Below are 12,437 nucleotides of genomic sequence, written 5' to 3' on the forward strand. Positions count from 1 at the left end.
CCCCGACGTCGCCTTCGTCGAGCCCGAGGCCGGTCCCGCCGCCCCCGACACGTACGCGGTGAGACAAATACGCACCGGTGCGTATTTGTGTGCAGAGCAAAGCGGCTCCGGCGGGTGCCCCGTGACCGAGGCGGGCGGCTCAGGCCGCGGTTCCGACGGCCGGGGCCGGCGCGGGCTGGTCGGCGGCCAGGGCGAGGACGTGGCGGCGCACGATCAGCAGCGGGATGACGCCGACGAGGCCGAACGAGCAGTCGATCGGGATCCACCACCAGGGCAGGTCGCGGATCGGCGCCATGATCAGCGCCAGCGGGATCACGGCGGCGCAGCACAGCATGGCCCAGTGGATCACCCAGAGGTTGCGCACCGGGTCGCGGTACGGCCCGTAGAAGGCCATCGCGATGACCAGGTGGGCGAAGGCCAGCCAGTCCGTGCCGTACAGCAGGAACGGGAAGTCCCGGTCCGCGGTCTGCAGGCCGGCGTGCACGGTGCCGATGAAGTCCGTCAGCGCGTCCGGCGCGGGCACCCAGCCCTCGCGGAGCAGGCCGTCCAGCCATCGGACCTCGGTGACCAGGGGAAAAGCCGTCGCGCCACTGAGCACGAGGCCGATGATGAACAGGACGAGCCAGATCCGGATACGCCGCAAGCGCGCGTGAGGGGTCACGCTGCGGGATGGTAGTGCCACCCTCGGGTGCCCTGCGACGTGCTCTTCACCGGATCCCCACAACGCACGGTAGGGTCAGCCGCGTGAGTGAAAGCAGCCATCGTAAGACTCGTGTCGCCGTCGTCTTCGGCGGTCGCAGCACCGAGCACGCCATCTCCTGCGTCAGCGCGGGCAGCATCCTCGGCGCGCTCGACCCGGCCGAGTTCGAGGTCGTCCCGGTCGGCATCACCCGCGAGGGCCGCTGGGTGCTCACCTCGGGCGACCCTGCGCAGCTCGCCATCTCGGGCACCAGCCTGCCCGAGATCACCGCCGCCTCCGGGCAGGCCGTCGTGCTGCCCGCCGATCCCACCAACCGCGAGCTGGTCGTGCTGGAGCCCGCCGAGGGCGCGGCGGCGCTGGCCGGCGTGGACGTGGTGTTCCCGGCGCTGCACGGGGCGTACGGCGAGGACGGCACCATCCAGGGGCTGCTGGAGATGGCGGGCGTGCCGTACGTCGGCGCCAACGTCTTCGCCTCCGCCGCCGCGATGGACAAGGAGTTCACCAAGAAGCTCGCCATGGCCGAGGGCATCCCGGTCGGGCCGTACGTCGTGCTGCGGGCCGGGCAGGAGCTCACCGAGGCCGACAAGGAGCGGCTGGGCCTGCCGGTCTTCGTGAAGCCGTCGCGCGCCGGCTCCTCGTTCGGCATCACCAAGGTCAGCAGCTGGGACCAGCTCGACGCGGCGCTGGCCACGGCTCGCGCGATCGACCCGAAGGTGCTGGTGGAGCAGGGCATCGTCGGCCGCGAGGTCGAGTGCGGCGTGCTGGAGAGCGAGGTCGGCGGCAGCCCCGAGGCGTCCGTGCTGGCCGAGATCCGGGTGGTCGCCGGCGGGCACGAGTTCTACGACTTCGAGGCGAAGTACCTCGGCGAGGACTGCCAGTACGACCTGCCCGCGAACCTGCCCGAGCACGTCGCGGCGCAGGTGCGGGAGCTGGCCGTGCGCACGTTCACCGCGCTGGACTGCGCGGGCCTGGCCCGGGTCGACTTCTTCGTCACCGACGACCTGCAGGTCTACCTCAACGAGATCAACACGATGCCGGGCTTCACCTCGACCAGCATGTTCCCGCGCATGTGGGCGGCGAGCGGCCTGGACTACGCCAAGCTCGTCTCCCGCCTGGTCCGCACGGCCCAGCGCCGCGGCACCGGCCTGCACTAGCTGATGGTCGAAGCTCCGTCCCGCCGCACTCACCGCGGGGACGGAGCTTCCATCATGAAAGGCGCAGGTCAGGAGCGGGTGCCGCAGCCCGACGGGATCTGTTTGGCGGAGGGCACGGTGGCGATCAGCGTCTTCGAGAAGGCGATGACCCACTGGCCCGGCGTCTCGTACGAGGCGGGCACGGTGACGCGGACCGGCACCTCGCGGTCCACCGTGGTCCAGGCCTGGCCGGCCTGATGCCAGCACACGCCGTCCAGCGTCCACACCTTCTCGTCGGCGGCGAGGTTTCGCGCCGGTCCGCCGCAGGCTACGGTCAGCGCCGGATCGCCGTACGCGGCGTTCTGCTCGTGGCCCGCCACGACGGCGCGGCGGGGCATGTCCTGCACCTGGTCGGGCAGCTGGGAGAGCAGCGCCCGGCATACCGTGGTCTGGCGCGCGTCCAGCGCGGGCGCGGGCACCGCCACCGGGGCGGTGGGCATCACCCGGGGCGCCGCGGCGCTCGGGCTCGGGGTGGCGGCGGGCGCGGGCCGCATGACCTGGAAGAAGCCGAACCCGGCGACCAGCGCCAGGGGCACCGCGATCAGTGTCGCGATCGTCTTGGCGGAGCGGTCGCCCGACCGTGCCGTCTCGTCGTTACTCATAGGTGGATGATCGGGCACGTGAGCGTACGGGTGATGTTGGGGATCAGCTGAATCTGTGAGAGCACGAGTTTGCCGAGCTCATCGACGGTGTTCGCCTCGACCATGGCGATGACGTCGTACGGGCCGGTCACCGCGTCCACCCGGGTGACACCCTGGATCTCGCCGATGGCCGCGGAGACGTCGACGGACCGCCCCACCGACGTCTGAATCAGGATGTAAGCGTGAACCACGGACGACTCCTTCACACGTGCCGCCAGTGAAAGTACCTCACTGAGGGTGCATGGGCTGCGGCAGGAGGCGCAAGGGCGAGGAAGGGAACAGTATGCGAGAACCTGGCGAGGGGACAGTATGAGCGTCGCGCGGACCGGAGAGTTCGGGCTGATCGAGCGGGTGGTGGCGCGGCTGGGCACCGGCCCGGCCACCATCGTCGGACCCGGTGACGACGCGGCCCTGGTGACCGCCTCCGACGGGCGGGTCGTCGCCTCCACCGACGTGCTCGTCGAGGGCCGGCACTTCCGGCGCGACTGGGCCGAGGCCGAGGACATCGGCCGGCGGGCCGCCGCGGCGAACCTGGCCGACATCGCCGCCATGGGCGCCACCGCGACGGCGCTGCTGGTCGGCCTGTGCATGCCGCCCGACCTCGACGCGGCCTGGGCCGAGCAGCTCGCCGACGGCCTGGCCACCGAGGCCGCCCTGGTCGGGGCGAGCGTCGTCGGCGGGGACATGACCGCCAGTCCCACCCTCACCATCGCCGTGACCGCCCTGGGCGACCTGCACGGGCTGCCGCCGGTGCTGCGCTCGGGCGCGCGGGCGGGCGACGTCGTCGCGCTGGCCGGGCGGGTCGGGTACGCCGCGGCCGGGTACACCGTGCTGTCGCGCGGGTTCCGCACGCCGAAGCTGCTGGTCGAGGCGTACCGGCGGCCGGTGGTGCCGTACGCGCTGGGTCCGGCGGCGGGCCGGGCCGGGGCCACCGCGATGATCGACGTGTCGGACGGGCTCATCGCCGACCTCGGGCACATCGCCGCCGCGAGCAAGGTCGGCATCAACCTGAACCGCAGCACGTTCAAGGTGCCGGAGCAGATGCGCGACGCGGCGCTGGCGCTGGGCGTCGACCCGTACCAGTGGCTGCTGGCCGGGGGCGACGACCACGCGCTGGCCGCCACCTTCCCGGCGGGCGCGCCGCTGCCCGAGGGCTGGCAGGTCATCGGCGAGGTCACCGAGGGCAGCACGGTCACCGTGGACAGCCGCCCCTGGTACGGCCCCAAGGGGTGGGACCACTTCCGGGCATAGCGGGCGTGATCAGTATCCTCGGCGCCGTGACCCAGATTGAGATCAAGCCGACGCGGTACGGCGCGCCGGTGGCCCGCAAGCTGATCGCCGAGCTCATGGCTGACCTGGCCGAACGCTACGGCGACGCCGACGCCACGCCCATCGAGGCTGTCGAGTTCGACCCGCCGGACGGGGGCTTCTTCGTGGCGTGGCTGGACGGCGCGCCGGTCGGCTGCGGCGGCTGGCGCAGCTGGGGCGGCTCGGAGGAGATCGCCGAGATCAAGCGCGTCTACACCGCCGGGGGAGTGCGGGGCAAGGGCGTCGGCAAGGCCATCATGGCGGCGCTGGAGGCCGACGCGCGGGCGCACGGCCGGGTGCGGGCGATCCTGGAGACCGGCACCGCCCAGCCCGAGGCCATGGCGCTCTACCACGCCATCGGCTACCAGCTGATCGAGAACTTCGGCCACTACCGCGACGAGCCCGGCTGCCGCTCCTTCGGCCGCACCCTCTGATCCGCGCTCTGCTCGCACGGGCCGTCACCGCCCCGGTCGCCGGCGCCCGCGGGCGCTGCTTTTGCATAGACGTTGGCCTATGTGGATGAAGGTTCGTAGATCACGTTCATCCACATAGGCCAACGTCTGTGACGGGACGGGCCCGCGCGGCGGCGTCCGCGGCGGAGGGCGGGAGGTGCCGGGTGGGCGATGCCGGGTGTGCCGTGCCGGTGGGCGCACGGCGAAGAGGCCGCCGAGCGGGTGCTCAGCGGCCTCTTCGTGAGTCTGCGTCAGGCGCGGACGACCTTGCCGGCCTTCAGGCAGGAGGTGCAGGCCTGGACCTTCTTGGAGTTGCCGCCACCAGCGGGGGTGCGCACCGTCTGGATGTTCGGGTTCCAGCGGCGGTTGGTCTTCTTCTTCGACCACGGCACGTTGTGACCGAAGCCCGGTCCCTTGCCACAGACGTCGCACACGCTAGCCACGGAATTCTCCTGAGTTCGTCTTGATCAACAACCCGACCAAGCGTCACTGTGCCGGGAACTTTGCCAGGGTACCTGACGCGCAGGGCACGTGCCCAATCGGGGCGGAGCCACACGGCACCGACCGCGCACGATGTGGCTGCCATGACTGTACCGCCCGCCACGCCGTGCGTGAGAAGCGGGTGCGGCACCGATAGGCTGGCCCCCGTGCTGGAGGTCCTGGACATCGCGGCGGTACGGCGCTGGAGTGGGCTGGCGGTCGCCGGCGTGGGTCGCCACGAGCAGGCGTTGAACCAGCTGAACGTGTATCCCGTGCCCGACGGCGACACCGGCACCAACCTGCTGCTGACGCTGACCGCGGCCGAGCAGGCGCTGGCCGGTCCGCTGGTCGAGCCGCAGTCGGCCGGCGGCGTGCTGCGCGCCATGGCCCGCGGCGCGCTGATGGGGGCGCGTGGCAACTCCGGCGTGATCTCGGCGCAGTGGCTGTCCGGCCTGGCCGACAGCGTCGACGCCGACGGTCTCGTGCCCGCCCTGGACGCGGCCGCGAAGTCGGCGTACGCCGCCGTGGCGCGCCCGGTGGAGGGCACCATCCTGACCGTGGCCCGCGCGGCGGCCGAGGCGGCGCATCGCGGCTCCGGCGACGCCGAGGCGGTCCGCGCCGCGGTGCAGGGCGCCCGGGAGGCGCTGGCCCGTACGCCGGAGCAGTTGCCGGTGCTGGCGGCGGCCGGGGTGGTCGACGCGGGCGGGCAGGGGCTGGTGCTGCTGCTGGAGGCGCTGCTGGAGGCGCTGACCGGCGAGCACGACGAGAGCACGGTGGACCTGCACGCCGCCGGGCGTGGCGGGTATGACGCGCACGGCCACGCGCACGGTGACCATGAGCACGGCGCGGCGCGGGCGGTGTCGACCTATCGCGGGCCCGCGTACGAGGTGCAGTTCATGATCGACACTGGGGCGCCGGAGATCGCGGACCTGCGCGCCGCGCTGGACCGGCTCGGCGACTCCCTGGTCGTCGTGGGCGGCCCGGCGACCTGGCGGGTGCACGTGCACGTCGACGACGCCGGTGCGGCGCTGGAGGCGGGCCTGGCGGCCGGGCGGCCGTACCAGATCCAGGTGACCCACCTCACCAGCGCCACCGCGGAGGGCGCGCCGCGGCGGCCCGATCCGACCGCCCGCGCGGTGGTGGTCACCGCCGCCGGCGACGGCATCGAGGAGCTGCTGATCGCCGAGGGCGCGGTCGCGATCGGCGGCAACCCGTCCACCGCCGAGGTGCTCGACGCGATACTGGCCACCGGCGCGGGGCGGGTCGCGGTGCTGCCCACCGACACCAACCTGCGGGCCGTCTGCCAGATGGCGGCCGAGGAGGCGTTCGGCGAGGGTGTGAAGGTGCGCGTCATCCCGACCCGCTCGCCGGTGCAGGCGCTGGCCGCGCTGGCGGTGCGCGACCACGCGCGCCGCTTCGAGGACGACGTGATCGCGATGGCGGAGGCGGCGGGCGCCTGCCGCTCGGCCGAGGTCACCACGGCGAGCCGGGAGGCCCTGACGGTGGCCGGGCGCTGCCGCCCCGGTGACGTCATCGCGCTGGTCGAGGGCGAGGTCAACCTCATCGGCGACGACCTGGTGACGGTATGCGCCCAGCTGCTGGACCGGATGCTGGCCAGCGGCGGTGAGCTGGTGACCCTGCTGACCGGTGCGCAGGCGCCGGACGGCCTGGTCGAGGCGCTCACCGCGCACGTCGCGGCGCGCTGGCCGTTCGTCGAGGTGCACGCCTACTCCGGCGGCCAGCCGCACTACCCGCTGCTGGTCGGGGTCGAATGACGGCCGGGCGCCGGGGCCGCCGCGCGGCCGCTGTCGGAGGGCTGCGGCAGGATCAGGCCGCGGGAGGGGCGGGCATGGGCGAGGCGACGAGCGGATCCGGCGGCAGGCACGGCGGGAGGCGGCCGTGACCACCGCCGACGTCGACACCGACCTGTCCAAGCTGGTCGGGGAGAAGACCGCCAAGGCGCTCAAGACGCACCTGGACCTCTACACCGCCGGTGATCTGCTCTACCACGTGCCCCGGCGGTACGACCAGCGCGGCGAGCACACCGACATGCGCACCCTGGAGATCGGCGAGCAGGTGACGGTGCTCGCGCAGGTGCTGCGCACCACCACCCGGCCGATGCGGCAGCGGCGCGGCAACATGCTGGAGGTCGTGGTCGGCGACGGCGAGGGCGGCCAGCTCGTGCTCACCTACTTCCAGCAGGCCTGGCGCGAGCGCGACCTGCGCCCCGGGCGCTGGGGCCTGTTCGCCGGCAAGGTGAGCGACTTCCGGGGCCGCCGCCAGCTCAACAGCCCCGAGTACGTGCTGCTCGACCAGGGGGCCGCCGACGGCGAGGTGGCCGCCGAGGTGGAGGAGTTCGCCGGGGCGCTGATCCCGGTGTATCCGGCCGCGGCCGCCGTGCCCACCTGGGTGATCGCCCGGTGCGTACGGGTGGTGCTGGACACGGTGACCATGCCGCCGGACGCCACACCGTCGCGGACCCGGGCGCAGCGCAAGCTGCTGGACCTGGCCACGGCGCTGCACGAGATCCACCGGCCGTCGTCGCGGGAGATGCTGGCGCTCGCCCGCCGCCGGCTGGCCTGGGACGAGGCGTTCGCGGTGCAGCTGACCCTGGTGCGGCGCAAGCGGGAGGCGGCGGCGTGGCCCGCCAGGCCCAGGCCGCGCCGCGAGGACGGCATGCTCGCCGGGTTCGACGGATCGCTGCCGTTCACGCTCACCGACGGGCAGCTCGCCGTCGGCGAGGAGATCGCCGCCGACCTGTCCGTGGCGCACCCGATGCACCGGCTGCTGCAGGGCGAGGTCGGCGCGGGCAAGACGCTGGTCGCGCTGCGCGCGATGCTGCAGGTCGTGGACGCGGGCGGGCAGGCCGCGCTGCTCGCGCCGACCGAGGTGCTCGCCGCCCAGCACCACCGGGGCATCACGAAGCTGCTCGGCAGGGCCGCCCGCGACGACGCCGACACCCTGTTCGGCGCGGCCGGCGGCGACGAGGTGCCCGGCACGCAGGTCGCCCTGGTCACCGGCTCGCAGGGCGCGGCGGCCCGGCGCAAGGTGCTGGCGAAGGTCGCCGACGGCTCGGCGGGCCTGGTCGTCGGCACGCATGCGCTGCTCTACGAGGGCGTCGACTTCGCCGATCTGGGCCTGGTCGTCGTCGACGAGCAGCACCGCTTCGGCGTGGAGCAGCGCGACGCGCTGCGGGCCAAGGCCGAGCAGCCGCCGCACGTGCTGGTCATGACGGCCACCCCGATCCCGCGTACGGTCGCCATGACCGTCTACGGCGATCTCGAGGTGTCGACCCTGTCCCAGCTGCCGGGCGGGCGCTCGCCGATCGCCTCGCACGTGGTCCCCGTCGCCGAGAAGCCCGCGTTCCTGGACCGGGCCTGGCGCCGGGTGGTGGAGGAGGTCCAGCAGGGCCACCAGGCGTACGTCGTGTGCCCCCGCATCGGCGACAGCGGCGCCGAGGACGACGACACGCCGCCGCCGGACGACGCCGTCGAGGACGAGCGCCGCCCGCCGGTCGCCGTGCTGGAGGTGGCGCCGCTGCTGGCCGAGGGGCCGCTGCGGGGCCTGCGCATCGGCGTACTGCACGGGAGGCTGCCCGCCGACGAGAAGGACGCGGTGATGCGCTCGTTCTCCGCGGGGCAGCTCGACGTGCTCGTCGCGACCACCGTGATCGAGGTCGGCGTGGACGTGCCCAACGCGACCGCGATGGTGATCCTCGACGCCGACCGGTTCGGGGTGTCGCAGCTGCACCAGCTGCGCGGCCGGGTCGGCCGGGGCGCCGCGCCGGGCCTGTGCCTGCTGGTCACCGAGGCGGTCGCGGGCACGCCCGCCCGCGAGCGGCTGGACGCGGTGGCCTCCACCCTGGACGGCTTCCGGCTGGCCGAGCTGGACCTGGAGCAGCGCCGCGAGGGCGACGTGCTGGGCGCGGCGCAGTCGGGGCGGCGCTCGCACCTGCGGCTGCTGTCGCTGCTGCGCGACCGCGACCTGATCGGCGAGGCCCGCGCCGAGGCCGAGTCCCTGCTCGACGCGGACCCGGACCTGTCGGCACACCCGCTGCTCGCCGCCCAGATCGGCCGCCTCGTCGACGCCGACCGCGCCGACTACCTCCAGAAGGGCTGACCGCGGGCGGGGTTGGTCATGATCGCTGATCGGTGTCAGAAAGTCAGGTGGGACTTCACTTTCTGACACCAGCCAACGATCTTGCTGGCCGGCCAGGCCGTCCGTGAGCCGGTTTCGCGCTTTCTGGTACCGTCACCGACCGTGATCCTCCGCTCCCTCGTGCACCCGGTGTACCGCTGGGTCACCCGGCCGGTGGGCACCGTGCGCGCGGTGGCGACGCGCGAGCCGCGGATCGTGCTGACGTTCGACGACGGGCCCGATCCGGTGCACACGCCGCGCGTGCTGGACGCCCTGGACCGGCACGGCGCCGCCGCGACCTTCTTCGTGCTGATGACCCGTGCCCGCCGCTACCCGCACCTGGTCCAGGAGCTGCTGGACCGGGGCCACGAGGTCGCGCTGCACGGCGTCGACCACACCCGGCTGACCCGGCTGACCCCGGCCGAGACGCAGCGGCGCACCGCGGCGGGCAAGGACGAGCTGGAGCAGCTCATCCAGCGCGAGGTGCGCTGGTTCCGGGCGCCGTACGGCGCGATGCTGCCGGGGCACAAGCGGGCGGTCGAGCGCACCGGCCTCATCCCGGTGGGCTGGGGCCCGTTCGTGGGGGACTGGCGCGACCTGCCCGAGGAGCAGCTGGCCGCGGACGGCCTGCGCGACTGCGCGCAGGGCTCGATCATGCTCGTGCACGACGCGGCGGCCGGCCCGGACGACGGCGCACCGGACGACGCGCCGCCCCCGGCGATCGACCGCGGCAAGGTCGCCGAGCTGCTGCTGGCCGGTGCGGCCGCGCGGGGCTGGCAGAGCCGGTCGCTCGGCGAGTTGTCTTCCAGCGGGCGCCTGCGCCGCTGGGGTTGGTTCTACCGCTAGAGGGTGCCGCATGGCCACATCCCCCGTCCCCGCCTTCGTCTTCGCCGAGCACGCCCGCCAGGGCGCGTTCAGCCTGCTCGCGGCCGCGCTGCGGCGGCGCGGTATGCGCACGATCCACGTGACGACGGCCCGCCCGCTGTGGATCAACCGCTTCATCTCGTGGCTGATGTACGACCGGAGCCTGTTCGTCACCGAGGAGCAGCTCGGCCGGATCGGGGAGCTGCTGGGCGGCGAGGACGTGCGCGACGTCCAGCACACCGAGTACGTCCTGGAGCGGCTGGCCGCCGGTGCGGCGACGCTGCCCGGCGAGCTGGGCGCGCAGGTGGCGCACCGGGCGGCGCTGCTGGACAAGTTCGCCCTCGGCGAGCTGTGCGAGCGCCGGGGCATCCGGGTGCCGGAGAAGATCGAGGCGGCCGGGTGCAGCCCGGCGCGGGCGGTCGCGGCGTTCGGCCTGCCGCTGGTGGTCAAGACGAAGGTCGGCGCCTCCGGCCTGGGGGTGCGCATCGCGTCGACCGAGGCGGCGGTGGCGCAGGCGCTGGCCGAGCTGGGGCCGGTCGAGAACGTGTTCTACGAGCGCTTCATCGAGGGCGACTACCTGGACTACTCGGCCGTGGCAGGGCCGGACGGGCCGCTGCAGGAGATCGGCACCCGCACCGTGGCCGCGACGAGCACGGCGCCGCCGTCGTCGATCGAGACGGTGGACGATCCCGGGCTCATGGAGATCGGCCGGCAGACCGTGCGGGAACTGGCGCTGACCGGGTTCATCCACCTGGACACGGTCCGCGACGCGCAGGGCCGGTTCTGGATGATGGACGCCAACCTGCGGGTGTGGGGCTCGATGGCCTCGCTGCGCAGCGCGGGCATCGACTTCACCGAGGGCTACCTGGCCATGCTCGGGCTGTCCGACCGGCCGCCCGGCTGCGAGACCGGCACCGCCGGGGTCACCGTGACCACGTTCACCGGGGTCGTCGACGCGCAGATCAGCCGCAAGCGGGTGTTCGGCACGCTGCTGGCGTTCGGGCGGTACTCCCCGCCGTACATCCGGCGGTTCGGCCTGCGCTACGCGGCGGGCTCGCTGACGTCGTCGATGGCCAGCGTCGCGGCCCACCTGCTGACTGCGCCTATTCCGTGGTGAGGACGCTGGGTGGGGTGATCACCGTCCGGTGTCAGAAAGTGCGGTGAGACTGCGCTTTCTGACACGGAACAGCGATCTTGCCCGGTGGCGGGAGGGCGCCGAGCCGCCGTGCCGGGTCACGCGGGAGGCGCGTCGTCTCGCCGGCCGCCGTGGGCGAGGGGTCAGGCAGGTGGGGTCAGGGCGCGGGTCCAGCGGCGGACCGTGCGGCGGCTGCGGAGGTAGCGCCAGGGACCCGCGATCAGGCCGCGTAGTTCCAGGCGGGACAGCTCGCGGGGGAACTCGCCGGTGGTGACGGCCTCGCGGCGGGCGCCGCCGAACTTGCGCAGCAGCAGCCCCACCGCGCGCAGCCCGAACGCGGCCAGCCCGAGCACGTGCCGGGGGTCGCCGAAGGCCAGGCCGGTGAGCATCGCGGTGTAGCCGCAGCCGTAACCGAACATCCGGCCGCGCAGCTCGTCGTACTCGCCGACGTGGGTGTGCAGGATGTACACGCGCGGGTCGAAGACCAGGGTGTGCCCGGCGAACAGCAGGCGCACCAGGATGTCCGGGTCCTCCCCGGCCAGCGCTGGCGTGCCGGTGCCGAGCACCGTGTCGAAGCCGCCGATCGCGCGCAGCACGTCGGCCCGGAACGACATGTTGGGCCCGTCGCCGAAGTGGCCGGACTGGTAGAGCGACCTCACGTCCCCGCCCGAGGTGGTGACCAGGAACGTCCCCGGGCGGCGGCGGAAGGCGACCCGCCGGTACACGGGCGCGGCGACCCCGCCCGCGCGCTCGAACCAGAGCTGGGCCGGTGTCTCCAGCTCCCGTGGCAGCAGCGGCCCGGTGACGCAGGCGGCGCCGGGGTCGGCGGCGAAGGCGTACGCGATCGCCGACAGCCAGCCGGGGGCCGCCTCGACGTCGTCGTCGGTCATGGTGACGATGTCGCCGCGGGCGGCGGCGATGCCCCGGTTGCACGCGGCGGACTTGCCGCGCAGCGGCTGCTCCACGACGGTCACCTGCGGGAACGACTCCAGCTGCGCGATCAGGTCGCGGTGCGCGGGGGACGGCCGGTTGTCCACCACCACGACCTCGAAGCGGGGGTGGTCCTGCTTGAGCATCGACTCGACGGTGGCCAGCAGCAGGTCCGGCCGCTCGAACACCGACGGGATCACCACGCTGATCAGCGGCGGGTCCGCGGCGACCGGCCCCGGCGGGGGCAGCACCTCGACACCCGCGGTGACCTCGTCGATCCGCGTACGCAGCTCGTCGGCCTCGATCCCGCAGGGCACGGTGAGCCGGCCCACCGGCACGCCCCGGCGGAACAGCAGCAGCAGCGCGCTGTCGTAGCGGTCCAGCGAGTCGACCGGCGGCAGTGGCGCGGTCAGCTCGACCAGCAGCACGCGGACCGGGCCGGGCGTGGTGTTCATCGGAGCGGGGTCCCATCGGGCCAGGCCGACGCCGTCGGGCGCGGGCGCGGTGTGGTGCGGATGCGGGCCGCCGCCGAGTGGGGCCCGGGCGGCGGGGGCACTACAGTGTCCGCAAGCGTAGGCGAGTCATGGAAAACGGCTC

12 protein-coding genes are annotated in these 12,437 nt (G+C 73.7%); 7 read left to right on the forward strand and 5 right to left on the reverse strand.

Annotation, left to right across the window (positions count from 1 at the left end; all coding sequences use genetic code 11):
• Positions 1-139: 139 nt before the first annotated feature.
• A complete protein-coding gene (locus AB0J67_RS07460) occupies positions 140-661 on the reverse strand; it encodes a hypothetical protein (RefSeq protein ID WP_363477508.1) in 522 nt (173 codons plus the stop codon).
• A gap of 83 nt (positions 662-744) precedes the next feature.
• Between AB0J67_RS07460 and AB0J67_RS07465 the strand changes: the two genes are divergently transcribed.
• Positions 745-1,854 (forward strand): D-alanine--D-alanine ligase family protein, encoded by a 1,110-nt coding sequence (locus tag AB0J67_RS07465; RefSeq protein WP_363477511.1) that lies wholly within the window; start codon positions 745-747, stop codon positions 1,852-1,854.
• Between the two features lie 68 nt (positions 1,855-1,922).
• Here the strand turns inward: AB0J67_RS07465 and AB0J67_RS07470 are convergent, their stop codons facing one another.
• Positions 1,923-2,495, reverse strand: coding sequence for a DUF3515 family protein (locus AB0J67_RS07470; protein WP_363477514.1), 573 nt, complete (start codon positions 2,493-2,495; stop codon positions 1,923-1,925).
• Positions 2,492-2,725: an Lrp/AsnC ligand binding domain-containing protein gene (locus tag AB0J67_RS07475; RefSeq protein WP_203751125.1), complete on the reverse strand. Its 234-nt coding sequence runs from the start codon at positions 2,723-2,725 to the stop codon at positions 2,492-2,494. The genes AB0J67_RS07470 and AB0J67_RS07475 overlap by 4 nt, the downstream gene beginning before the upstream one ends.
• 118 nt (positions 2,726-2,843) lie before the next feature.
• Here AB0J67_RS07475 and AB0J67_RS07480 point away from each other — a divergent pair, with 118 nt between their 5' ends.
• On the forward strand, positions 2,844-3,785 hold the full coding sequence (locus AB0J67_RS07480; RefSeq protein WP_363477517.1) for a thiamine-phosphate kinase: 942 nt from the start codon (positions 2,844-2,846) through the stop codon (positions 3,783-3,785).
• A gap of 26 nt (positions 3,786-3,811) precedes the next feature.
• Entirely contained in the window at positions 3,812-4,276 is a 465-nt protein-coding gene (locus AB0J67_RS07485; protein ID WP_363477520.1) for a GNAT family N-acetyltransferase, read from the forward strand.
• A 269-nt stretch (positions 4,277-4,545) separates the two neighbouring features.
• Here AB0J67_RS07485 and rpmB read toward each other — a convergent pair whose 3' ends face one another.
• Positions 4,546-4,737 carry a 50S ribosomal protein L28 gene (rpmB, locus tag AB0J67_RS07490; protein ID WP_363477523.1) on the reverse strand — a complete coding sequence of 64 codons (192 nt, stop codon included), beginning with the start codon at positions 4,735-4,737 and terminating at the stop codon, positions 4,546-4,548.
• A 204-nt stretch (positions 4,738-4,941) separates the two neighbouring features.
• Here rpmB and AB0J67_RS07495 point away from each other — a divergent pair, with 204 nt between their 5' ends.
• From AB0J67_RS07495 to AB0J67_RS07510, 4 genes are all read left to right on the forward strand, one after another.
• Positions 4,942-6,549: a DAK2 domain-containing protein gene (locus AB0J67_RS07495; RefSeq protein WP_363477526.1), complete on the forward strand. Its 1,608-nt coding sequence runs from the start codon at positions 4,942-4,944 to the stop codon at positions 6,547-6,549.
• Positions 6,550-6,673: 124 nt separating this feature from the next.
• A complete protein-coding gene (gene recG / locus AB0J67_RS07500; RefSeq protein WP_363477529.1) occupies positions 6,674-8,893 on the forward strand; it encodes an ATP-dependent DNA helicase RecG in 2,220 nt (739 codons plus the stop codon).
• Between the two features lie 141 nt (positions 8,894-9,034).
• Complete coding sequence (locus tag AB0J67_RS07505; protein WP_363477532.1) at positions 9,035-9,757, forward strand: polysaccharide deacetylase family protein; 723 nt, start codon at positions 9,035-9,037, stop codon at positions 9,755-9,757.
• 10 nt (positions 9,758-9,767) lie between these two features.
• Entirely contained in the window at positions 9,768-10,892 is a 1,125-nt protein-coding gene (locus AB0J67_RS07510; protein ID WP_363477535.1) for a hypothetical protein, read from the forward strand.
• Positions 10,893-11,053: 161 nt separating this feature from the next.
• Here AB0J67_RS07510 and AB0J67_RS07515 read toward each other — a convergent pair whose 3' ends face one another.
• Positions 11,054-12,295 carry a glycosyltransferase family 2 protein gene (locus tag AB0J67_RS07515; protein WP_363477537.1) on the reverse strand — a complete coding sequence of 414 codons (1,242 nt, stop codon included), beginning with the start codon at positions 12,293-12,295 and terminating at the stop codon, positions 11,054-11,056.
• Positions 12,296-12,437: the final 142 nt, after the last annotated feature.

This window comes from Catellatospora sp. NPDC049609 (assembly GCF_040675365.1).
Lineage (GTDB): Bacteria > Actinomycetota > Actinomycetes > Mycobacteriales > Micromonosporaceae > Catellatospora.